Genomic DNA, 20,353 nt, shown 5'->3' with positions numbered 1-20,353 from the left:
AATCAGGCGCGTAGGACGGGCAATAGCTACCCATTTACGCGGCACCCCGGCTCCTCGCTTTTGAGGGAAGCGGGGTGGAAATGAGGTTGGCTAGCTACCCGGTGCATCCTGCTTTTCTTAACAGTTACAACCCAACCTGTATGGCCCCTACTGTTGACCCTGCCCGCACCTCTGGTGCTACTGTTTCGAGTTGGTTTGCTACGGCGGCCACGCCGCCCACCTTTGCGCCGCTGCGCGAAAACACCACGGCCGACGTGGTCGTGGTCGGGGGCGGAATTGCGGGCCTCACCACGGCCTATCTGCTGGGGCAGGCGGGCAAAAAAGTGGTATTGCTCGAAGATGGCGAACTGGCCAGCGGCGAAAGCGGCCGCACCACGGCCCACCTCTCCAATGCCCTCGACGAGGGGTACACCGTCTTGGAGGAGCTTTTCGGCGCCGAAGGGGCGCAACTGGCGGCTGAGAGCCACACCGCGGCCATTGCGCAAATCGAGCAAATCGTCGGCGTCGAGCACATCAGCTGCGACTTCGCGCGCCTCGATGGCTACCTGTTTTTACCCAAAGACGGCAACCCGCAGGAGCTACACGACGAGTTGGCCGCCGCCCACCGCGCGGGCCTCACAGGCGTGGAGTGGCTGTCCGATTCGGGCACCAAGGGCTTCGCGACGGGCCAGTGCCTGCGTTTTCCCCAGCAGGGCCAGTTCCACATCATCAAATACCTCAACGGCCTGGCGGCGGCGATTACGGCGCAGGGCGGGCGCATTTTCACCCGTTCGCACGTGACGGAGGTGAGTGGCGGCAGTCCGGCCAGCGTGCGCACCACCGAAGGCTTCACCGTGGAGGCGCAGGCCGTGGTGGTGGCCACCAACTCGCCGTTCAACGACCGGGTGGTGATGCACACCAAGCAGTCGCCCTGGCGCACTTATGCCTTGGCGGCGCGGGTGCCGAAAGGCGCCATTGCCACGGCCCTGTACTGGGATACGCCCGACCCCTACCACTACATCCGCATCCAACCGGTAGAATCAGATGAGCACGGCCAACCCGCGGATTACGACCTGCTGCTGGTTGGCGGCGAGGACCATAAAGTGGGCGAGGACGACCCCCAGGCCCGGCTGGACTGCCTGGAGGATTGGGCGCGCACGCACTTCCCCCAAATCACGGCCATCGACTACCGCTGGTCGGGCCAGGTGCTGGAGCCCAACGACAGCCTGGCCTATGCCGGCCGCAATCCGCTCGATTCGGACAACGTGTACATCATCACCGGCGACTCGGGCCACGGCATGACGCACGGTACGCTGGGCGCCATGCTGCTGCGCGACCTTATTCTAGGCCACCCCAACCCCTGGGAGTCGCTTTACGACCCCGGCCGGGTAACGCTGAAAGCGGAATCACTCAAGGAATACGCCAAGGACAACGCCAGCGTGGTGGCCGACTTCACCGAACTGCTCACGGGGGGCGACGTGGCTTCGGCCGACGATATTGCGCCCGGCAGCGGGGCCGTGCTGCGCCAGGGCCTGACCAAAGTAGCAGTGTACAAAGACCCGCAGGGCCAGACGCACACCTGCTCGGCTATCTGCCCGCACCTGGGCTGCGTGGTGCATTGGAACGATTTGGAAACGAGCTGGGACTGTCCCTGCCACGGCTCACGCTTCGACGCCTACGGCCACTTGCTGGCGGGCCCGGCCAATTCCGATTTGGCCCCGAAAAGCCTGAGTGAATAAGTCTTTTCTTTTCCCTTAGCCACCTGCTATATGCTCTCCAATCACGCCACGCGCGCCACGACGCCCGCTTTGCAGCCCCTAGTGCCCGGCGTAACGGCCTGGCGCAACGTGTTTGCGAATCTGTACTACGTTCAGCCCACGCAGCAGGAGCAGCAGCCGGCCACTGGTGCCCCTTGGGTGCTGGTGGATGCGGGCCTGCCGGCTTCGGCCCAGCATATTCGCCACCACGCGGCCGAGTTGTTTGGGGCGGACAACCCGCCGCAGGCTATTGTGCTCACCCACGGCCACTTCGACCACGTGAGTGCGCTGCCCGACTTGCTCGCTGCCTGGCCCGAAGTGCAGGTGTATGCGCACCCGTTGGAGCTGCCTTACCTGACCGGCCGCTCCGCCTATCCGGCCCCCGACCCCACGGTGGGCGGGGGCGGCATGGCGGCCCTCTCGTTCCTATACCCTAAAGCGCCGCTCGATTTGGGCCGGCGCGTGGAGGCGCTACCCGCCGATGGCAGCGTGCCGCACCTTCCGGGCTGGCGTTGGCTGCACACGCCGGGCCACACGCCGGGTCATGTCTCCTTCTTCCGCGAGGCCGACCGCACGCTGCTGGCCGGCGATGCCTTTACTACCGTGCGGGCCGAATCGATGGCGGCCACCTGGACCCAGCAGCAGCAGGTGCATCGGCCCCCCGCCTACTTCACGCCCGACTGGGAAGCAGCCCATGCCTCCGTCGAGCGGTTGGCCGCGCTGGAGCCGGAGGTGGCCGCTACGGGTCATGGCATTGCCATGGTGGGCGACGAGCTACGCCGGCAGCTTCAAGAACTGGCGGCTCATTTTCAGTCCCAGGTGCCAGCCCACGGCCGTTACGTGGCGCAGCCGGCCGTAGCCGACGCCTCGGGGGTGGTTTCGGTGCCCCCACCCCTGGTAAGTCCGTGGGTAAAAGGGCTGGTTGTAGCCGGGGTTGTGGGCCTGCTGGTGGCACAAGTGGTGCGCAAACGCGCCTAGAGCTTTCTGCCTCTTCAGTCGCTTGTTTTCCTTGCGAGCTAAGAAGCGATAATAGTCACGCGGCCATAGGATGGCTGCGGCTAGTTGAATACACCTCGCGCCGGCCAGTCCTTCGCGGCGACCAACGACATGCTCATCTCGCCCACGTACGTTCCCGACCTCGTCCACACGGCACTGGACCTGCTGCTTGACCAAGCTCAAGGCTTGTAGCATTTGGCCAACCAAGGCATGCAACCATGGACCAAGGTGGCGCGCATAACTAGCACCCTGTCCGACCGTGATATGATAGCAGTCTGCAAGACAGCAAACGGCCCCGACCCTATCTAGGGCCGGGGCTTTTTCGTGCTACAAGGTGACTGCAGACTGCCTCCGTCCTGCCTTCAGCCCCGGTTGAGGGCGGCGGCAACTTCGGCTTCCGGGAGGCGGGTATAGGCGCAGAACTCGGCCACTGAAACGTAGGCGCGGGCGGGCTTGCGCAGCTGGGTGCGGATGCGCTGCAACAGGCGCTTGCCGGCGTCGTAGCCGGTGCCAGTGAGCTGGGCAACGTCTTTGGGGTAGAGGCAAACCTGGGGCATGTTGGGGCGAATTGGGGCTACTTGGACAGACGAATATACAACGGTAAAAAGCCGGTTGTAGGTTCGCTATATGAAAGTTAAAGCACTGTATATCAGCGGGTGGTTGCTCCTGATTGCTACTGGTTTCGGATTGAATAAAGTAGCCGCTCAGGTGTTGCCTGCTACGCGGCCGACTCTCGTCCTGCCCAGGGAGGAAGCCGGGCGGGTGGTACGGGTCGTGGATGCCGACACCTACGACGTGCTGGCCGGGAGCGTGGTGTACCGGGTGCGGCTGCTGGGCGTGGATGCGCCGGAGCGGGACCAACCATTCGGGCGGCAGGCGGGCGACTCGGTGGCGCAGCTGCTCAGGCCTGAACGGCAGGTACTACTCGGGCGGCGCGGCCTGGACCTGTACGGGCGGACGCTGGCCACGCTACGACTGCCGACGGCCAGCGGGTCGGCCTTGGCGCTGGATTCTCTGCTGGTGGTACGGGGCTGGGCCTGGGCGTGGGACCCCAGGCACCGGGTACGCGGGCGGGCCGCGCAGCAGGCCTCCGCTTTAGCCGCCCGGCGCGGGCTCTGGAAGTGCGGGGCGGTGGGCGTGCTCACGCCGCGGCAGTGGCGGCAATTCAACTACAAAAACAAGCGGCGCTACGGGGTGGGCTGCACCTGGTAGCAACGTCGCGCAAGCGCAAGCAGCCACAGCACAACGGATTTTTCAACCCTTAACAACTTACTACTATGGCACGTCAAACGGGCATTATTGGCATCCAGGGCACCGTAGGGGGCCTGGTGTTCAGCAAAAACGGAAACATCTCCCAAAAGCCGGCCAGCGACAAAGCGGCCTTCGCCAATTCGCCGAGCCGGGCGCGGACCCGCGAAAACGCGGCCGAGTTTGGCCTGGCCGCCAAGTACAGCAAGCTGCTCCGCGACTCGCTGCGGGTGGCCATTGCCTCGGCCAGCGACAGTCAGCTGGCGGCCCGCCTTACGAAGGTGATGCGCGAGGTTATCGGCCTCGACGACACGAATGACCGGGGCCAGCGCGTGTTCGACTCGGGTAACTCGGCGCCCCTGCTCGGCTTCAACTTCAACGCCGGGGCCGGTATCGGGCAGACCATGTACTTCCCCTACGAGCTAACCGGCAACGGGGCGGACGTGACCATGAGCATCCCGGCGCTGAATCCGGCCTCGGACATTGCCGCGCCGCAGGGTGCCACGCACTTCGAAGTGGTATTTGCGGCGGCGGACCTGGACATGGAGATGCTGACGTTCACTGGTGCCGTGGTGGCTGCTCCGCTGGGTATTCTGCCCATTAACAGCGCGGCCTTGGTAAACCAGACGGTGGTGGCCAGCTTCCCGGCGGCTCCGACGGCGGCTAATCTGGTGGTGGGCGTGGTGGGCATCAACTTCTACCAGCAGATTAACGGCAAGTTCTACGCCCTCAACAACAACAGCACGAACCCGCTGGCCATTGAGTACGTGGCCTAAGCCGGGCCGTGAGCGGCACGAAACGGCCGGCCGAATATGGCCGGCCGTTTTTCTTTCTCTTCCATCCTTTACTCTTTTCACATCATGGCACTTACTGCTTATCAAATCCAATTCAAGCGGCGCATGAAGCGCGCTATCCGCCAGCGGGCCCGGTCGGACCAGAAAGCCCGGCGCTACACCCAGCTGCTGGCCGACGCGTTGCGGCTGTCCCAGGACGCAGCCGCGCAGATGAACGCACTCAACCAGCTCTACAACGTGGACGTGAGCACTCAGACGATTCTGGTACACGACCTGCTGGACGTGCTGCAACCCGACCAGCTGACGGGTTTGCTGGGCCAGAGCACCCCGGGCGAGGAAGAGCAGTTATTCAACCCGATTCCCGACGGCAATAGTGGTCAGCCACTGCCAGCTGACCCACTGTTCGGGGAGGTAGCTGCAGGTACCCCGATTATACCGCCGGCGCCGGCAACAATGGCTGCGGCTCCAGGAAAGGATGCGTTGTCTGTCGCTGCACAGGAAACGGAAACGCTGGGTTAGCAGTCTCCCTGGGTATTAATGACCGGCAAGGCCGGCTCCTGCTTGCAGGAGCCGGCCTTTTGCATTCGGGGGGAATTGAAGTGTCGGGTGGTACCAGCTTGGGTTGCTGATTTTCAGATAGCGTCTGCAGAATCTTTTGCAGCGTGGCATGACAAGCCGGAGTAATTTCGGGGGCCCGCTTTTGCTTCCCTTAGCTGCTTTCTATCTTCGTCCCATGCCTGTTCTCCCGCTACCATCCGACTACCCGCAGTTTCTGGCGGAGCTCAAGGGCCACATCCGCGAAACGCAGGTTCGGGCGGCGCTGGCCGTGAATTCGGAACTGGTGCAGCTGTACTGGCGCATTGGCCGGCAGATTCTGCAACGGCAGCAGCAGCAAGGCTGGGGGGCCAAGGTGATTGGGCAGCTGGCACAGGACCTACGGCAGGAGTTTCCGGAAGCGTCGGGGTTCTCGCCCCGCAACCTCAAGTATATGAGGGCTTTTGCCATGGCTTGGCCGGATTTGGCAATTGTGCAGCAGGCTGCTGCACAAATCCCGTGGTTCCATAACTGCCTGCTATTGGACAAGGTGAAAGACCCGGCCGAGCGGGCGTGGTACGTGCAGCAGACCATTGATAATGGCTGGAGCCGCAACGTACTATCCGCGCAGGTGGAAAGCGGCCTCTACCACCGGCAGGGACGGGCGGTAAGCAACTTCAGCCGCACGCTGCCTGCGCCTCAATCAGAGTTGGCGCAGCAGATTTTGAAAGACCCGTACACATTCGATTTCCTCTCGCTGGGGCCCGAGGCGCAGGAGCGGGATTTGGAGCGGGGCCTGCTCGGGCATGTACGTTCGTTTCTGCTGGAGTTGGGCAAGGGCTTCGCGCTAGTAGGCAGCCAATACCATTTGGAGGTCGGCGGACAGGACTACTACTTAGACTTGGTATTCTATCACCTCAAGCTGCGGTGCTTTGTTATCATCGACCTGAAAATGGGCGAGTTCAAGCCCGAGGATAGCGGCAAGATGAATTTCTACTTGTCGGCGGCCGACGACCTGCTGCGCCACCCGACCGACCAGCCCACCATCGGGCTGGTGCTGTGCAAGAGCCAGAATCGGGTGGTAGCTGAGTACGCGCTACGCGGGCTAAGCCAGCCGATTGGAGTGGCCGAATGGCAGCTTACCCGGGCCCTGCCCGCGGAGTTGCGTCGCAGTCTGCCCACGTCGGAGGAGCTGGATGCGGCCCTGGGCGCGCCGGAGCTGCCAGAGGCCTAGCGGTGCTTTCCAGGAGTACAATAAGGGCTTGTTAAAAATCGATTCATATTGCGCTGAGTGCGCGAATTCGCGCTTAGCTACTCTATCCATACTGTATTGAAAACCGGCCATTACGAAACCCTGGTCACGCAACAACTGCAGGGCCAGCTTGCTACTTTAGAAACGGCGGTTTATGCCATTGCGGAGAAAAAAATAGGGGCGGACGATGCCGCCGTGTTTATCACGCGGCACCTGACGCAGCTGCTGGGCAGCGTGCTGGGGCAGCTGGCGAAGAACGAGGAGGTAGGCGAGCAGCTGGCGCTGGCTAACGGGATTATTGCCTACCTGCAGGAAAAGTCGGATGTATTGGCGGCGGGCAGCCACCTGGCGCCGGAAGGGCAGTTGCTGCGAGCGGTGCTGCCGCGGCTGCAATTGCCGCTGGCGGCGCAGCACGATTTGGGCAAGCACCTCGACGGCGTAGAGCCGGCGCTACGGTTTTCGCAGAGCGACCTGTTCAGCGGAGGCAATTCGGAGCTGTCGTTGGAAGCCGAGTTGAAAAAGGAAATTGCGACGGCCGACCGCATCGACTTCATCGTGAGTTTTGTGAAGTGGAGCGGGCTGCGGCTGTTGCTGCCCTCGCTCCAGGCGTTTGCCGAGCAGGGCAAGCCGCTGCGGCTGCTCACGACTACCTACATGGGCGCCACCGACCAGAAGGCGGTGGATGCGCTGGCCGCCTTGCCGGGGGCCGAGCTGCGCATCAGCTACAACACGGCGCACGAACGGCTGCACGCCAAGGCCTACCTGTTCAGCCGCAATTCGGGCTTTGATACGGCCTACATTGGGTCGAGCAACATGAGCCGCTCGGCGCTGACCAGCGGGCTGGAGTGGAACGTGAAAGTGACGGCCCAGGACAATGCGGCCATTTTGAACAAGTTCCGGGGCACGTTTGAAACCTACTGGAACTCGCCGGAATTTGAAGAGTACAGCAGCTTGCCCGAGCAACGCCTGAAGCTGGCCCGGGCCCTGCGCCAGGAAAATAGCGGAGCGGCGGAGCCCGATTCACTGCCCAACTTTCGCATTCGGCCGTTTCCGTACCAGCAGGAAATCCTGGACCGGCTGGCGGTGGAGCGCAGCTTGCGGGGGCACTTTCGCAACCTGGTGGTGGCGGCCACGGGCACGGGCAAAACGGTGGTGTCGGCGTTTGACTACGCCCGCTTTGCCAAGCAGTTTACCACGCTGCCGCGGCTGTTGTTTGTGGCGCACCGGGAGGAGATTCTGCGGCAGGCCCGCGCCACGTTTCGACACATTCTGGGGGAGGCCAACTTTGGGGAATTGTGGGTGGGTGCCGAGCAACCTGTTCAGTTTGAGCACCTGTTTGTGTCGGTGCAAACCTTCGCGTCGCGGCTGGATTTCTTTCAGCAAACCATCCCACGGGACTATTACCAATACCTGGTGATTGACGAGGTGCATCACTTGGCGGCGGCTTCTTACCGGCCCATTTTGGCGTGGTTTGAGCCCACTATTCTGCTGGGGCTGACGGCTACGCCGGAGCGGGCCGACGGGGAGAGCATCCTGCCGGATTTTGATAACACCATTGCGGCGGAAATCCGGCTGCCGGAAGCCATTGCGCGCGGGTTGCTGGTGCCGTTTCAGTATTTCTGCATCACCGACCCGGTGGACTACCGCAACGTGCGGTGGACCAATGGGCGCTACGCCGCCGAGGACCTGACCAACGTGTACACCGGCAATGATGTGCGGGTGAGTGCCATTTTAAGCAGTCACGCAAAACTAACCGTATAGTTTCTGCCAACGCGGTTCAGGACGTATTCAACGCGCTGGAGCAAGGTGTGGTCGGATTGGTAGTCTTCGGGTCGTACCCAGTAGTGCTTGCAGCGATGCCAGAGCAATTCGATGTGATTGAGTTCAGGGCTATAGGGCGGCAAGAATAAGAGCGTCAGGCCCCTGTCCGCCCACTCGGCCAAGCAGGCCCGCACGACCAGCGCGCGATGGATAGAGGCATTGTCGAGCACCAGCACGGTGGGGCAGTTCAGGGTCTGGGCGAAGTCGTGGACGGCCAGCACAAACAGGTCGGCCGTTAGACTGCCCGCCCGCACGTAAGCCTGCAGGGGCTGTCCCGGGGCGTGGGCCTGCCAAAAGCCCAGCACGGAGTGCCCGCCGCTACCGCGCACGGCGGGCAGCGCCACCGGAGGCTGCCCGCGGCGCTGCCAGGCATAGGGCACGGGGGCCTGGCGCGAGAAACGGCACTCGTCCACGTAAACGACAGCCAATTCGCCACGGGCCTCGGCCCGGTGCAACTCCCGCAACCGGGCCTGGCAGGCGGCAAACGCGGCCGGGTCGCGCTGGGCCCGCAAGGAGCGGCGGCACCGCTTCCAGGCGTAGCCGGCACGCCGGGCCAGCCGGCGCAACGTGCTGATGTGCAGCTTGACGCCGAAGGCCCGGCGCAGGCGCGGAATCCAGCGCCGCAACTGCTGGGTGGCGGGGCCAAGCCAAGCGCTTACTTTTTTTGGGCCGCCGGGGGCAGTTTGGGTGGGCGGCCGGCCCGTTGTCCTTCCAGCAAGCCCGCCAATCCCTGGTCGCGCCACGCGCTGAGCCACCCGTGAACGGTGGCGTAGCGGACGGCGAAGAAGGCCGCCAATTGGTTCAGGCTTTGGCCCCGGTGGTGGCCCAGCACGGCTTGGGCGCGGCGGCGCTGGCGGGGATGGCGGGCGTGGTGGCTGCACGCGTCGAGAGTGGTGACTTCGTCGGGAGTAAGGGCAAGGGGGGCACGCATGCACCAAAAGTAACGCTCACGTTTTTATGCGATTACTTTTGCGTGACTACTTAGAGGCACTGCAGCGCTATTTGCTGGCGCCCCACCAGGCGCGGGCGCTGGGTTTCTGCGCCACGCGGGAGCATGCGCGGTTGATGGCGGCCAAGTTTCAGGCAGCGGGCCTGAATGCCAGCTACCTGGCCAGCGGCGACACTACGGCCGAGCAGCGGCGGGCGGCGGTGGCGCAGCTACGGCGCGGGGAGCTCAACTACCTGTTCGTGGTGGATATTTTCAATGAGGGCGTTGATATTCCGGAGGTGGATACGTTGCTGTTTCTGCGGCCCACGGAAAGCCTGACGGTGTTTTTACAGCAGTTGGGCCGGGGGCTGCGCCTGCACGAAAGCAAGGAGTGCCTGACGGTGCTGGACTTCGTGGGGCAGGCCCGGCAGGAATACAGCTATGAGCAGAAGTTCCGGGCGCTGCTGGGCCGCACCGGCGGCTCGGTGCTGAGCGAAGCGGAGGCGGGCTTCCCGCGGCTGCCCGTGGGGTGCAGCATCCAGATGGAGCGCGAAGCCATGCGGTTCATCCTCGACAACATCCGGGCGGCCACCGGCGAGAATGTGCGGGTGCTGGAGCGGCGGATACGCGGCTTTGCCCTGGAAAGCGCGCTGCCGCTCACGCTGGCCACCTTTTTAGCGCACACGCATTTTGCGCTGGTGGATATTTACCGTTCACGCGGTGACCGGGGCTGGACGGCGCTCAAAGTCCGGGCGGGGGTGCTGGCCCCGCCGGAGCTGGCGGCCACCGAAAAGCAGCTGGTGAGCAGTGTCTGGCGGTTGGCGCAGGCCAACGGGCCGGCTTTTCTGGCGTTTGTGCGGCGGGTGTTTGAGGCAGTGGAAGAACTGCCGCAACTGTTGAAACTCCCGCTGGGCCCGGAAATGGGGCTCATGCTGCATTACTTGCTCTACCAGAAGCCGGGGCCCAAGCTGGGGCTGGATTCGTTGCAGGACAGCCTGGCCACGCTACGGGCCATGCCGACCCTCACGGCGGAAGTGCTGGAGGTAGTGGCCGTTTGCGAAGCGCAAATCAGCATTCCGCCCGTGGCGCTGGTCCTACCCTACTCCTGCGCGTTGCAGTTGCATAGCCGCTACAGCCGCGACGAAATCCTGTGCGCGTTTGGCGTCTGGACGTTTGAGCGGAATCCATCCGTGCGCGAAGGCGTCAGCTACATCGCGCCCCTGAACACGGAGCTGCTGTTTGTCACGCTCGAAAAGTCCAGCCGCAACTACTCGCCTACTACGCTCTACCACGACTATGCCATCAGCGACACGCTATTTCATTGGGAGTCGCAGAACAGCACGGCGGAAGACACACCCAAGGGCCTGAGCTACATTCAGCACCAGGCGCAAGGCAAAACCATTTTGCTGTTTGTGCGCGAGCGGAATCAGGATGCGGCGGGGCTAACCATGCCCTACGTGTTCCTGGGTCCCGTGCGATACATGAGCCACAAGGGCAACCGGCCGATGGCGATTACCTGGGAGTTGGAGACGCCGCTGCCGAGTTTTCTGTGGCACGAGGCGGGTAAGATGGCCGTGGGGTAAAAGGGGTTGGTTTTGTCGATTACCTGCTGATGGAGTGGCGGCGCAGCAGCGCCGCGTACTTCTTGCGGCCCTGCTCGATGAAGCCGGGCGAGGCAGTGGCGTCGAATACCCAGACAGCGTGCGGGGCTTTCTTCTGCACGCCGATAATCAGGAAGCGGTCGGCCTGCAGCGCGTCTAGGTACAGGGCGGCCTGGCGGTCGTAGTCGTACTGCCCGGCGCAGGCCAGGAACTGCGGGAGGTCCTGGCAGCTGGTAGTCTTAAAGTCTATCAGCGTGGTGCGGCGGCCGGCGGGGCTTATCACCAGCAGGTCGGGACGGATTTTAACCTCTACACCGGTGGCGGTGTGGGTGGCCGTATGCGTCAACTCGGGGGTGCCACGGTAGAGCAGGTCGCGGCAGTAGCGCTGACGGCGTACTTGGCGGGCCAGCGCTTCGAGCTGGTCCCATGGACAACGGTCGGCGGTGCGGGCATAAGTGGCCGGCTCCAGGGTGGCGGTGTGGAAGGCAGTGCCGTAGGCCAGGGCCTGCGGGTTGGGCCTGCGTAGCTGGCCCAGCACCTGCGCTTTCAGATTTGAGAGGTCGGTATTGCTGATGGCCGGCAGGGCGCGGTGCTGCTCCTGGGTGAGGCCGGGGTTGGTTTGCAGATGGTGGAACATGGCGGTAGGTGAATTTGGGTTAGCGGATAATGGCCAGACGCTGGGAATCGGCGACACGGTGCAGCCAGACGTGGGCGCCGCCGCAGCCGACCAAGTAGTCGGGACCGGGAAAAAGGCGGCGTACATCGGGGGCTAGGTCGCGCAGGTCACTCAGCGGCCCGGTGATGGTTAGCGTTTCGGTGAGCTTAGCCAGTAAGGCAGCCTCGGCCTCGTCGTGGGGTGGCTGCTCGATGAGCAGTCGGGGCGGGTCGGTGGTGGTATCCATGATGGAAGTGAGCAAGTGGACGGGTAGCCGGATGGCCCCCACGGCAGGTACCGCGGGGGCCGGGCGCTAGGCGGCCTGGGGCAGGGCCGCGGGCTCCGGGCTGCCGGGGGTACTTTCGTCTGCCGTCGGTGTATCCCCACCGGGCACGGTGTAGCCGTGCTGGATGCGCATATCAGCGGCGCCGGTATAGGTTTCAGCCCGCCAGATGGGAAAGTCCTGGGCGAAGTCGCGGCGGGCGGTTATTTCGGCCAGGCCAGCGGGCTCGTAGCTGAACTCGGCCAGGTAGTAGGTGGCCTTCTTGCCCTCCTTGGTCGTTTCCTTCTTCACAGCCCGCACGTGGACAATTACATCGGCCAGCGTGAGCTCGTCGTAGAATAGCGGCTCAATGAGGCGGTACAGGTTCTCGACGCTGTAGCCATGGAACAGCACGGCGCACACAGCACCCTTATCATCGGCGTAGAACAGCTCGGCCCACAGCTTGCGGCCCATGTTGAGAATGTCGTCGGAGAAGATGCGCCAGGCCAGCGGAATGAAGCTAAGCGTGGGGCCCAGCTGGGTCAGGCCGTTGATATTGAACTGGCCGGCCTTGGCATCGAACCGAATCTGGCGCGGATGGCCGGGCAGGTACCGGAAGCGGCTGGTTTCGGTCAGCTCGCCGGTGGCCTCGTCGAGCGTGGCCGTCAGGTAGGCGCGGCTCGGGGCCGGCGTGGTGGTAAGGGCGGCTACAGCGGTGGACGTAACGGCGGGGGCTTTGGGGGTTTTAGTGGCAGTTGCCATAATGCAAAGGGTAAGAGGGTGAGAGGGTGAGAAAAAGTGGGGCCCGTTAACTCCGTTGACCTTCGGTTGGCGGCCGGCCCCGTCGCCGGGTGGGCCTTATTTGAATTGCTTGTCGTGGCAGAGCAGGGCGCGGCCAACAATGGAATCCTGGCCGCGGGCGGCGGGCTGGTACTTGTACCAGAGGTAGGTAGCCAGCAGGTTGAGGTAGGCCGGGTTGCGGAACTTGCCTTCTTCATCGATGATAAGGATGAGCTCGTCGGAGAGGCGCACGACTTCGACGGTCCGGCAGTCGAGCAATTGGTATAGCTCGGCCAGCCGGAAGCTGCGGCCGTTGGCGGGGCTGGTAGGCTCGGGCGCGGCGCTGTGCGGGTCGAGCAGCTGGGGCTGGTAAGTGGTAGCGGTGGCAGGCATGAGGCGGGGAGTTAGGGCCCGCGCCGCCGAGGGGGCGCGGGCCGGTGGCTACTGATTGGAAGTTGAGGCGGCGGCCAGCGCGGCACAGGCGGCGAACAGCGGCTGCATAAAGGGCTCGGCAAATAGCGGCCGAGCATACAGCGCCTCGGCCCGGGCCTGCAATTCGGCCCAGCGATTGAGCCTGGTGGCCTCTTGGTGGGCGGCCTCGCCGGTGTGGTGCCGGGCCACGGCGGTTTGCTGGTAGCAGGTGCTGCCCGGCTCGCGCTGCTCGCGCACCACGGCCCAGCCGGGGGCCACGGCATACAGGGCGACGGCCCGGTAGTAGCAGTCCGCCCCGACCGGGGCAGGCGCTACGGAAGTGGGCAGGCTACGCACGGCGCAAACCGGAAACGACGGGCCGGCGGCGGCGGGCGCGGGCGGCAAAACCGGGGCGGGGCAGCGGGGCCCCGGAAAAGGCGGCGGCCGCCTTGCGAAGGGCCCGGGCGGCGTGAACGACCACCAGCGCGGCCGTGAGACTGGGGTGGGGCTGGACTGCGGCGAAGGTGCGCACGGCGGCGGCCACGGCCTCGAAGGGGCACAGCGCCTGCCCCAGATGGCAAAGCCCGGCTACGTGGTAGGAAACGGAATACTGGGTGCGGGCGAAGCCATCCGGAGCGTGGTAGTGGCTGATGGTGGCGAAGTGCGAGGCGGCGGGACCGGACCAGGCGGCAGCGGCAAGCTGCGAGAGTTGCAAAGCAGTGAACATGGCTGTAGGTGTTAGCCGTGGGTGCCCCGCGCCGTAGGCCTCCGGATAGGGCGGGCAGCCGGGCCTTTCCCGACTTACTACCCTAATATACCAACTAAATGATTATAAATCTAACAAAGTGTAACATATGATTGTGCAAAATGCGGGTATATAAAGGGTCGGGGCAACCGCTTAAAGTGCAATTTATATGCGGACACGACCGGGGGCGGCCGACTGAACAAGACCTTGATGCCTTTTCAGCCGGGGTTTGGGGGCGGCCAGCCACCAATGGACACTCGGCGGAGCCGGCCTTATGAGGGGGTAGCGGCCGACCAGCGGGAGGTGGCGGAGCCCGAGGTTGATGACCGGGCGTCAGCCGGGGCATGATGGCGGGGGTTTAGCTTCGCTGACCTTCGGTTGGGGTACCCCCCAATGAGACTATCCGCGAAGCGGGCCTTGCTTATGGCCTGCGTGGCCTGAACGCAGACTTTATTCGCAGGGGGCAGGCTTTTTCGGCCTGTGGCCTGCCGCCGAATCAGGGGGTGCGGACGGGTGGCGCGGGGCCTTTTTGGGGGCCCGGGCGGCCCGGCAGCGGTGCGGTGGGCTGGCGCTGGGGTGTTTCCGGGGGTGCTGGAGGAGCTGGAGGAGCTGGGGAATCGGTGCGGTGGGGAGAGGGGCGGGACGGCGCGGTAATGACCGGAATGACCAGAGCAGAGCAAGCGGAGGGCATGAGGAGCGGAGGAACGGAGCGACGAATGGCCGTAGCGCAGCGTTGCGGCGGGAGAGCAGGGAATGGACGTGGCGGCCGGGCCCGGGGCGGCTGGCTGAGGTGGGGCCGGCGCGCTGCCTGGCGCGGGTGGGGTTTGCGGGGAATTGGCCGGGCTGCGCGCCGGCGGTGCGGTGGGCTGGCGTCAGGGCTGAATGGGGAGCTTCACTCAGTTGAAGCCGAATCCGGGTGGCGGGGGCCGCAACAGGGATAGTAGCCAAGCCGACCAACGGGAGGCTGCCCGCAGGGCCGGAGCGGAGCGGAGTGGCGGATAGCCCGGCCCGAAGGGGTTGCCCAAAATAATTCAATCAGTCTGCACTATTGAGCAATTGGAATATGTTGCAAATTGTAACGTAAATTAGCGTCGAAGCTAACCGTTGTAACAAAGCACTACTGCCATGACCAGCATCAGCCACATCGGAACACCCGACCACCTTTTAGCCCCGGCGGCACCGGGTGTAGTAGTCGGGCGGCAGCGGATGGTACCGGTGCTGAGTGCGGTGCAGGAGCAGCGGCAGGCGGTCCGGCTGGGGCAGGCGGTGCCGAGCCTGGCCGCGGCGTATTCGCAGGCGCTGGCCCGGTGGCTGGGTGACCCGGTGCTGCGGCTGGCGGGGCGGCCCATCATTACGGAGTGCTACCGGAGTGCGGAGCGGCAGGAGGAGCTGTACCGGCAGGGGCGCGGCAAGCCGGGGCCGGTGGTGACCTACAAGCGGGGCGGGGAGTCGAAGCACAACTACTCCCCTACCCCGGCGCTGGACGTGGCGTTTCAGCTGGCGGATGGGTCGGTGTCGTGGTCGGGGCTGCTGCTGAGCAAGTTTGCCCGGTTGATGAAGTACGCTGATGCCCGGGTGGTGTGGGGCGGCGACTGGCCCTCGTTTAAGGACCGGCCGCATTTCGAGGTGCTGACGAGTTGGAAAGGAGGTGATGGACGTGGGTAATCTACTCGACAACTGGGGCGTGGTGACGTCGGTGGTGGGTGGGGCGGKGGCGGTGCTGCTGTACTTCGTGAAGAACTGGCGGGCGGTGGAGGAGCTGAAGGTGGCTTATCAGAAGCAGGAGCAGCAGGCGGCGGCGCTGGCGGTGAAGGTGGACGACTACCACATATCGGCGGTGGCGCGGGAAGGCAAGCTGCGGGAGGAAATGAAGCTGCAGGCCGAGCAGGTGCGCAACGAGGGCCTGCAGCAGCGGGCCGAGCTGCGGCGGGAAATGACCGACCTGGTGCTCAAGCTGACAGAGCGGCTGGCCCATATCGACAAGACCATGGCTTTGGTGGAGGAGCGCACTAAGGTGCTGACCGAGGCCAGCAAGGAGCAGGATTCGCGCAACCAGTGGGCCGACCGGATTCTGGCCCGGCTGGACGAGAAGTGAGCTGTTAGCTGACAGCTTTTAGCTGACAGCTTTTAGCTGATAGCAAGCAACGATTGGAGGAATAACCAATTACTAAAACCCAACTACGATGAACCAGAAACTGACAGTGCTTGACCGGGTGACGTTGCCGACGCCCCGGTTCTTTCGGAAGGTGCGCACGATTGGCGCCGCGCTGGCGGCCGTGGGCGGCATTATTGCCACAGCCCCGGTGGTGTTGCCGGCGGCGCTGGTGACGCTGGGCGGCTACCTGCTGCTGGCCGGGAGCGTGGCCGCGGCGGTGTCGTCGGCGGCGGTTGCCCCTAATGGGGACCTGGGGCGCGGGGCAGATGAGCCGGGGCTGGCTGACCGGCAGCGGGTGGTGGAGCGCGGGGACGCGGCTTCACTTTGATGTTTCACTTACACTTCTACTCAGATGGCAACCAACCCTCCTACCGGCGACAATGCCCGCAAAGGGGCCGTGCGCGAACGGTCACAGACGTTCAACCCGGTTACGAAGCAGTTCGTGAAGCGTGATGCCGAAACGGGGCGCTTTATGGATGTGAAGGAAGACGGTAAGCCCTTCAAAGGCGTGCGGCGCGAGAGAAAGCGCAAGCCGCCGGAGCCAGGCGCGTGAACCCGGCGATGCGAAATGGCAACGGCCACCCAATTGGGTGGCCGTGGTGGTTGGAAGCCATTATTGGAGGAATAATTACCTGATGTTACCCCCAAACCGCGTATTATTCATTCCTCAATCAGCGAATTCAGGGTGCGGTGGCAGGTTGAAATGGTCGCGCAGCACGGTGGCGATGTTTTCGCGGGTGAGCGGCTTGGTGAGGTAACCGGCGATGGGCAGCTGCCGGGCGCGGAGCTGGTCGGCGTCGAGGGTGGAGGTGGTGAGCATGACGATGACCGTGTGCTGGCGCGGGGCGGCGGGCAGCTGCTGGTAGGCTTCGAGGAATTCGAAGCCGTTCATTACGGGCATGTTCAGGTCGAGCAGAATGAGGACCGGGAAGGTTTCCGGGGCCTGCTGGCAGCAGGCCTGCAGCCAGCTGAGGGCTTCGGCCCCGTTGAGGGCGACGTGCACCTGCGGGCTCACGCTGAGGCGGCTGAGCAGGCGCTGGTTGAGGAAGTTGGTGGTGGCATCGTCGTCGACGAGCAGAATGGCAGGCAGCATTTTGGGGCTAATAGGAACACCTAGCCGGAAAATAGCCCGGCCCTGGGTTCGTTTGATGCCAACTGCATTCGTTTCAATTTGTTACGAATTGCGATGTTCGAATCCGTAACAAGAATAGTGATGCTTTGGGCGGGAGACGCCAGCTGAAGCAGGATGTTCTTGTGGTACCTGCGCTGGCTGGGAGGCTTAACGGGAACGGGGGAAATACAGCCGGAACGTGGAGCCAATTTCTGGTTGGCTGTCTACTTCGATGCGGCCGCCGGCATTCTCGATAATCTTTTTGACCATGTACAGGCCGATACCGGAGCCCTCGACGTGCACGTGCAGGCGCCGGAACAGGCCGAAGAGCTTTTTCTGCTGGTCAGGGTCGAGGCCGAGGCCGTTGTCCTGCACTTCGAGCACGGCGAAGGCTTCGCCCAGGTAGCAGCGTAGCCCGAGCCGCGGCACCCGGTCGGGGTGCTGGTACTTGAGGGCGTTGCTGAGCAGGTTGAAGACGATACTACGCAGGTTTTTTTCGGCGAAGGCCAGGGTGGGGCACTCGGTTACCTCCACAGTGAGGCCGGCCCCAGTGGCCCGGAACTGGGGGCGCAGGTCCAGGCAGACGTCGGCCACCAGGGCGGCCAGGTCGACCTCGGTGGGAGGCTGGTCATCGTGGGCGGCCTGCAGCTTGGCAATGTCAGTGAGCTGGGCAATGGTGCGCTGGAAGCGCTCCACCGCACCCTGCATCAAGTCGAGCAGCGGGTCTATGTCGGCCTGCGCGGAAGGCAGGTCCAACTCTTCGCGCAGGGCGGTGAGCAGGCCCTCGAGGTTGGTGATGGGCTGCTTGAGGTCGTGGGAGGCGGTGTAGACGAAGTTGTCGAGGTCGGTGTTGGTACGATTGAGCTGCTCGTTGGTGGCGGTCAGCTCGGTGTTGGCCTGGGCGAGCTGCTGGCGGGCCAGCACCTGGGCAGTCACGTCGGTGGCCACGGCGGCCACGCTGTCGATGCGGCCCTGGACGTCGCGCAGGGGCTGGTAAACGAAGTTGAGGTAGACCGTGGCCAACTGCCCGGCGCGGGGCAGCTGGGCCGGTACCTCCTGGGCCGTGAAGGCCTCGCCGCTCGCCACGACCTGGTCGAGCAGCTCCTTAAAGCCCTGGTCGCGCACTTCGGGCAGGGCCTCGTAGAGGGGCTTACCCCGCACCTGCTCGGGAGTGCGGCCCCAGAGCTGGGCCACGAGCGGGTTGGCTACCTCGATGACGTACTGCGGCCCGCGCAGCACGGTGATGGCCACCGGGGCCTGCTCAAACAGCTCGGCCAGCTGCTGCTGCTGGGCCTCGCGCTGTCGGCGGGCCAGCACCCGCTCGGTGACGTCGGTAGCAAAGATGGAGATGCCCACGATGTGCCCGGCTTCGCGCAGGGCCTGGTAGGTGAAATCGAAGTAGACATCCTGGGGCGGCTGGCCGTCGGCCCGGGTCACGGGCAGGAGCATCTGCTGCCCGAAATACGTTTCGCCGGTCTGAAATACCCCATCGAGCAGGTCCAGAAAGCCGTGCTCCACGGCTTCGGGCAGGGCCTCGGCCACGGTGCGGCCCACCAGCTGGCGGCCGGGAAAGAGCTGCTGGTAAGCGGGGTTGACATATTCGAAGCGGTGGCCGGGCTCGCGCAGCAGGGCAATGCAGGCGGGGGTTTGCTCGAACACCTGGTAAAACTCCTCGCGCTGGGCCGCGACCTGCTCGGCGGCGGCCAACGCCTGGCCCTGGGCCGCTTCGGCCTGTTGGCGGGCCCGCACGCGGTCCGTCACGTCGAGCGTGAAGCCGAGCACGGCGTGGGGCGGCTGCTGGCCGTGGCGCAGCGGCAGGTAAGTCAGGTCCAGGTACATTTCCTGCTGCTGCCCCGTGCGCGGGTCACGAGTCTGGGCGGGCACCTCCTGGGCCCGGTAAGGCTCGCCGGTGCGCAACACCTGGCGCAGCAAGGTCAGAAAGCCCTGCGCTTCGGCTTCGGGGAATGCCTCCTCCGCCGGGCGGCCCGGCACGGCCCGGCCCTGCGCCTGGCGCTGAAAGGCGTCGTTGAAAAATCCGAAGCGCAGGTCTTCGCCCTCGAAAGTGACCACGCTGGCGGGTAGCGACGAGAGGATGCTGGTTAGCAGCTCATCCTTTTCTTCGAGCTGCTGCTGGGCCTGCTTTAAGTCGTCGATGTCGAGGTTGGAGCCAAACCACTGGCGGGGCCGGTCGGCGGCTTCGGCGTGGGCCAGGGGCTCGGGCAAGCCCTGGCTGGCAAACCAGCGGTACTGCCCGTCGGCCCCGCGCAGGCGAAACTCGTAGCGCCAGGGGCCGCCGCCGGCCAGGGCGGTGCCCAATTCCCGGGCAATGGCCGGCAGGTCGGCGGGGTGCATGAGCTGGGGCCAGGCCGCGGTGACATCCGCGCCGGGCTCCAGGCCGGTGTAGGCGTACCACTGGGGGCTCATGTAGAGCAGCTGCCCGCTTTGGTCAATAGTGAAGCTGGTACTGGGCAGGCTTTCCGTCACGCGCAGCAGCTTCTGGGCGGTAGCTTCGGATTCGGCGCGGGCGTGGCGCAGGGCCTGGGTGCGCTCGAACACGCGGGCTTCCAGCTCCTGGTTGAGGTGGCGCAGGGCCTTGTGGGCGCGGCGCAGCTCCTGGGCCTGGGCCTGCATCTCGGCGTTGGAGTCTTGGAGCTGCGCGTTGGCGGTGGAGAGCTGGGCCACCGTGGTTACCAGCTCCTCGTTGCTGACCAGCAGCTCCTCGTTGGTGGTGGCCAGTTCCTCGTTGACGAGGGCCAGCTCGTGGTCAGCGGCGGTGGGCGGCGGGGTGCCGGCGGCTTCCGGGTACCGGGCCAGCACGTGGGCACTCACATTATAGGCGAAGAGCAGCAGGCCCTCGACCGTCCCCGCCGCATCGCGGGTGGCCTGGGCCATGAAGGTGAAATAGAGCGGCCCATGGTGGCCGGCGGGCTCGGCGTAAGCTACTGCCTCATGGCCGTAGCAGGTGACGCCGGTGCGGTAAGCCTCGTCGAGCAGCGCAAAAAACGGCTGGTCGGCCAACTCCGGCAGCGCCGTGCGTAAGGCCAGCCCTGCCAGGGGCCGCCCGCCGAAGAGCTGCCGAAACAAGTCGTTGGCCACGCCAACCAGGTGGTCGGGCCCGACCAGGCTGGCCATGGCGGCCGGGGCGTCGCGCAGCCGGGCCCGCAGCTGCTGTTGCTGCTCGATTACGGCATGGGCTTTGGGCTCGGCCGACAGGTTGACGAGGTCAGCACCTGTCGCCGCCCCTACCGAGGGCGAGGCAGGCGCACCGGGCAGGTGGGCAGACGGGACAGCGTTGGGCATATGGGAAAGGTACGCATCCATTCG

At 64.7% G+C, this 20,353-nt stretch carries 23 protein-coding genes; 12 read left to right on the top strand and 11 right to left on the bottom strand.

All coding sequences use genetic code 11. The features are described from left to right. Positions 1-140 precede the first annotated feature (140 nt). Both D0T11_RS05415 and D0T11_RS05410 read left to right on the top strand, forming a co-directional pair. A complete protein-coding gene (locus tag D0T11_RS05415) occupies positions 141-1,718 on the top strand; it encodes an FAD-dependent oxidoreductase (protein WP_119654762.1) in 1,578 nt (525 codons plus the stop codon). A 30-nt stretch (positions 1,719-1,748) separates the two neighbouring features. Then, positions 1,749-2,714, top strand: coding sequence for an MBL fold metallo-hydrolase (locus tag D0T11_RS05410; protein ID WP_119654761.1), 966 nt, complete (start codon positions 1,749-1,751; stop codon positions 2,712-2,714). A 380-nt stretch (positions 2,715-3,094) separates the two neighbouring features. Here D0T11_RS05410 and D0T11_RS05405 read toward each other — a convergent pair whose 3' ends face one another. Next, positions 3,095-3,289 (bottom strand): hypothetical protein, encoded by a 195-nt coding sequence (locus tag D0T11_RS05405; protein ID WP_119654760.1) that lies wholly within the window; start codon positions 3,287-3,289, stop codon positions 3,095-3,097. A gap of 70 nt (positions 3,290-3,359) precedes the next feature. On the opposite strand from D0T11_RS05405, the gene D0T11_RS05400 reads away from it, so the two are divergent. The 5 genes from D0T11_RS05400 to D0T11_RS22910 all read left to right on the top strand — a co-directional run bounded on the left by D0T11_RS05400 (position 3,360) and on the right by D0T11_RS22910 (position 8,321). Beyond that, the gene (locus D0T11_RS05400; protein ID WP_119654759.1) at positions 3,360-3,944 is read left to right on the top strand and encodes a thermonuclease family protein; all 585 of its coding nucleotides are present in this window, start codon (positions 3,360-3,362) and stop codon (positions 3,942-3,944) included. 65 nt (positions 3,945-4,009) lie between these two features. Then, on the top strand, positions 4,010-4,756 hold the full coding sequence (locus tag D0T11_RS05395) for a hypothetical protein (RefSeq protein WP_119654758.1): 747 nt from the start codon (positions 4,010-4,012) through the stop codon (positions 4,754-4,756). A 123-nt stretch (positions 4,757-4,879) separates the two neighbouring features. Continuing rightward, the gene (locus tag D0T11_RS05390) at positions 4,880-5,293 is read left to right on the top strand and encodes a hypothetical protein (RefSeq protein ID WP_245990609.1); all 414 of its coding nucleotides are present in this window, start codon (positions 4,880-4,882) and stop codon (positions 5,291-5,293) included. A 214-nt stretch (positions 5,294-5,507) separates the two neighbouring features. Beyond that, positions 5,508-6,542, top strand: coding sequence for a PDDEXK nuclease domain-containing protein (locus D0T11_RS05385; protein ID WP_182888257.1), 1,035 nt, complete (start codon positions 5,508-5,510; stop codon positions 6,540-6,542). Positions 6,543-6,638: 96 nt separating this feature from the next. Further along, entirely contained in the window at positions 6,639-8,321 is a 1,683-nt protein-coding gene (locus tag D0T11_RS22910) for a DEAD/DEAH box helicase family protein (RefSeq protein WP_220473699.1), read from the top strand. Here the strand turns inward: D0T11_RS22910 and D0T11_RS05375 are convergent. Both D0T11_RS05375 and D0T11_RS05370 read right to left on the bottom strand, forming a co-directional pair. Further along, positions 8,300-9,124 (bottom strand): IS630 family transposase, encoded by an 825-nt coding sequence (locus D0T11_RS05375; protein WP_182888256.1) that lies wholly within the window; start codon positions 9,122-9,124, stop codon positions 8,300-8,302. The genes D0T11_RS22910 and D0T11_RS05375 overlap by 22 nt on opposite strands. Further along, positions 9,037-9,312, bottom strand: coding sequence for a helix-turn-helix domain-containing protein (locus tag D0T11_RS05370; protein WP_119654755.1), 276 nt, complete (start codon positions 9,310-9,312; stop codon positions 9,037-9,039). The genes D0T11_RS05375 and D0T11_RS05370 overlap by 88 nt, the downstream gene beginning before the upstream one ends. Before the next feature lie 38 nt (positions 9,313-9,350). Between D0T11_RS05370 and D0T11_RS05365 the strand changes: the two genes are divergently transcribed. Further along, complete coding sequence (locus D0T11_RS05365) at positions 9,351-10,892, top strand: DUF3427 domain-containing protein (RefSeq protein WP_182888255.1); 1,542 nt, start codon at positions 9,351-9,353, stop codon at positions 10,890-10,892. Between the two features lie 19 nt (positions 10,893-10,911). Here the strand turns inward: D0T11_RS05365 and D0T11_RS05360 are convergent, their stop codons facing one another. From D0T11_RS05360 to D0T11_RS05335, 6 genes are all read right to left on the bottom strand, one after another. Next, entirely contained in the window at positions 10,912-11,547 is a 636-nt protein-coding gene (locus D0T11_RS05360) for a PD-(D/E)XK nuclease-like domain-containing protein (RefSeq protein ID WP_119654753.1), read from the bottom strand. Between the two features lie 19 nt (positions 11,548-11,566). Next, complete coding sequence (locus D0T11_RS05355; protein WP_245990608.1) at positions 11,567-11,827, bottom strand: hypothetical protein; 261 nt, start codon at positions 11,825-11,827, stop codon at positions 11,567-11,569. 51 nt (positions 11,828-11,878) lie between these two features. Then, positions 11,879-12,589 (bottom strand): hypothetical protein, encoded by a 711-nt coding sequence (locus tag D0T11_RS05350; RefSeq protein ID WP_119654752.1) that lies wholly within the window; start codon positions 12,587-12,589, stop codon positions 11,879-11,881. A 96-nt stretch (positions 12,590-12,685) separates the two neighbouring features. Beyond that, a complete protein-coding gene (locus D0T11_RS05345) occupies positions 12,686-13,000 on the bottom strand; it encodes a DUF3846 domain-containing protein (protein ID WP_119654751.1) in 315 nt (104 codons plus the stop codon). A 48-nt stretch (positions 13,001-13,048) separates the two neighbouring features. Then, positions 13,049-13,375 carry a hypothetical protein gene (locus D0T11_RS05340; protein ID WP_119654750.1) on the bottom strand — a complete coding sequence of 109 codons (327 nt, stop codon included), beginning with the start codon at positions 13,373-13,375 and terminating at the stop codon, positions 13,049-13,051. Continuing rightward, positions 13,368-13,745 (bottom strand): hypothetical protein, encoded by a 378-nt coding sequence (locus tag D0T11_RS05335; RefSeq protein ID WP_119654749.1) that lies wholly within the window; start codon positions 13,743-13,745, stop codon positions 13,368-13,370. The genes D0T11_RS05340 and D0T11_RS05335 overlap by 8 nt, the downstream gene beginning before the upstream one ends. Before the next feature lie 1,143 nt (positions 13,746-14,888). Here D0T11_RS05335 and D0T11_RS05330 point away from each other — a divergent pair. The 4 genes from D0T11_RS05330 to D0T11_RS05315 all read left to right on the top strand — a co-directional run bounded on the left by D0T11_RS05330 (position 14,889) and on the right by D0T11_RS05315 (position 16,471). After that, a complete protein-coding gene (locus tag D0T11_RS05330) occupies positions 14,889-15,428 on the top strand; it encodes a M15 family metallopeptidase (RefSeq protein WP_245990607.1) in 540 nt (179 codons plus the stop codon). After that, positions 15,415-15,858 carry a hypothetical protein gene (locus tag D0T11_RS05325; RefSeq protein ID WP_119654747.1) on the top strand — a complete coding sequence of 148 codons (444 nt, stop codon included), beginning with the start codon at positions 15,415-15,417 and terminating at the stop codon, positions 15,856-15,858. Before D0T11_RS05330 ends, D0T11_RS05325 begins: the two co-directional genes overlap by 14 nt. Before the next feature lie 88 nt (positions 15,859-15,946). Next, positions 15,947-16,246, top strand: coding sequence for a hypothetical protein (locus D0T11_RS05320; protein ID WP_119654746.1), 300 nt, complete (start codon positions 15,947-15,949; stop codon positions 16,244-16,246). 24 nt (positions 16,247-16,270) lie between these two features. Continuing rightward, positions 16,271-16,471, top strand: coding sequence for a hypothetical protein (locus D0T11_RS05315; RefSeq protein WP_119654745.1), 201 nt, complete (start codon positions 16,271-16,273; stop codon positions 16,469-16,471). A gap of 114 nt (positions 16,472-16,585) precedes the next feature. On the opposite strand, the gene D0T11_RS05310 is transcribed toward D0T11_RS05315, so the two are convergent. Next, positions 16,586-17,011 (bottom strand): response regulator, encoded by a 426-nt coding sequence (locus D0T11_RS05310; protein WP_119654744.1) that lies wholly within the window; start codon positions 17,009-17,011, stop codon positions 16,586-16,588. A 186-nt stretch (positions 17,012-17,197) separates the two neighbouring features. After that, entirely contained in the window at positions 17,198-20,329 is a 3,132-nt protein-coding gene (locus tag D0T11_RS05305) for a PAS domain-containing protein (RefSeq protein ID WP_147374533.1), read from the bottom strand. Between the last annotated feature and the right edge of the window lie 24 nt (positions 20,330-20,353).

This window comes from Hymenobacter rubripertinctus (assembly GCF_003583925.1).
In the GTDB taxonomy this organism is placed as follows: Bacteria; Bacteroidota; Bacteroidia; order Cytophagales; family Hymenobacteraceae; genus Hymenobacter; species Hymenobacter rubripertinctus.
This window is presented reverse-complemented; position numbering and strand designations above follow the sequence as displayed.

What these genes read in the sequence shown, in the direction of transcription:
- D0T11_RS05370 (WP_119654755.1), bottom strand. Translation starts at nt 9,312, where the DNA reads ATGCGTGCCCCCCTTGCCCTTACTCCCGACGAAGTCACCACTCTCGAC.
- D0T11_RS05310 (WP_119654744.1), bottom strand. Translation starts at nt 17,011, where the DNA reads ATGCTGCCTGCCATTCTGCTCGTCGACGACGATGCCACCACCAACTTC.
- D0T11_RS05315 (WP_119654745.1), top strand. Translation starts at nt 16,271, where the DNA reads ATGGCAACCAACCCTCCTACCGGCGACAATGCCCGCAAAGGGGCCGTG.
- D0T11_RS05350 (WP_119654752.1), bottom strand. Translation starts at nt 12,589, where the DNA reads ATGGCAACTGCCACTAAAACCCCCAAAGCCCCCGCCGTTACGTCCACC.
- D0T11_RS05320 (WP_119654746.1), top strand. Translation starts at nt 15,947, where the DNA reads ATGAACCAGAAACTGACAGTGCTTGACCGGGTGACGTTGCCGACGCCC.
- D0T11_RS05400 (WP_119654759.1), top strand. Translation starts at nt 3,360, where the DNA reads ATGAAAGTTAAAGCACTGTATATCAGCGGGTGGTTGCTCCTGATTGCT.
- D0T11_RS05395 (WP_119654758.1), top strand. Translation starts at nt 4,010, where the DNA reads ATGGCACGTCAAACGGGCATTATTGGCATCCAGGGCACCGTAGGGGGC.
- D0T11_RS05360 (WP_119654753.1), bottom strand. Translation starts at nt 11,547, where the DNA reads ATGTTCCACCATCTGCAAACCAACCCCGGCCTCACCCAGGAGCAGCAC.
- D0T11_RS05410 (WP_119654761.1), top strand. Translation starts at nt 1,749, where the DNA reads ATGCTCTCCAATCACGCCACGCGCGCCACGACGCCCGCTTTGCAGCCC.
- D0T11_RS05330 (WP_245990607.1), top strand. Translation starts at nt 14,889, where the DNA reads ATGACCAGCATCAGCCACATCGGAACACCCGACCACCTTTTAGCCCCG.
- D0T11_RS05405 (WP_119654760.1), bottom strand. Translation starts at nt 3,289, where the DNA reads ATGCCCCAGGTTTGCCTCTACCCCAAAGACGTTGCCCAGCTCACTGGC.
- D0T11_RS05335 (WP_119654749.1), bottom strand. Translation starts at nt 13,745, where the DNA reads ATGTTCACTGCTTTGCAACTCTCGCAGCTTGCCGCTGCCGCCTGGTCC.
- D0T11_RS05415 (WP_119654762.1), top strand. Translation starts at nt 141, where the DNA reads ATGGCCCCTACTGTTGACCCTGCCCGCACCTCTGGTGCTACTGTTTCG.
- D0T11_RS05305 (WP_147374533.1), bottom strand. Translation starts at nt 20,329, where the DNA reads ATGCCCAACGCTGTCCCGTCTGCCCACCTGCCCGGTGCGCCTGCCTCG.
- D0T11_RS05385 (WP_182888257.1), top strand. Translation starts at nt 5,508, where the DNA reads ATGCCTGTTCTCCCGCTACCATCCGACTACCCGCAGTTTCTGGCGGAG.
- D0T11_RS05345 (WP_119654751.1), bottom strand. Translation starts at nt 13,000, where the DNA reads ATGCCTGCCACCGCTACCACTTACCAGCCCCAGCTGCTCGACCCGCAC.
- D0T11_RS05390 (WP_245990609.1), top strand. Translation starts at nt 4,880, where the DNA reads ATGAAGCGCGCTATCCGCCAGCGGGCCCGGTCGGACCAGAAAGCCCGG.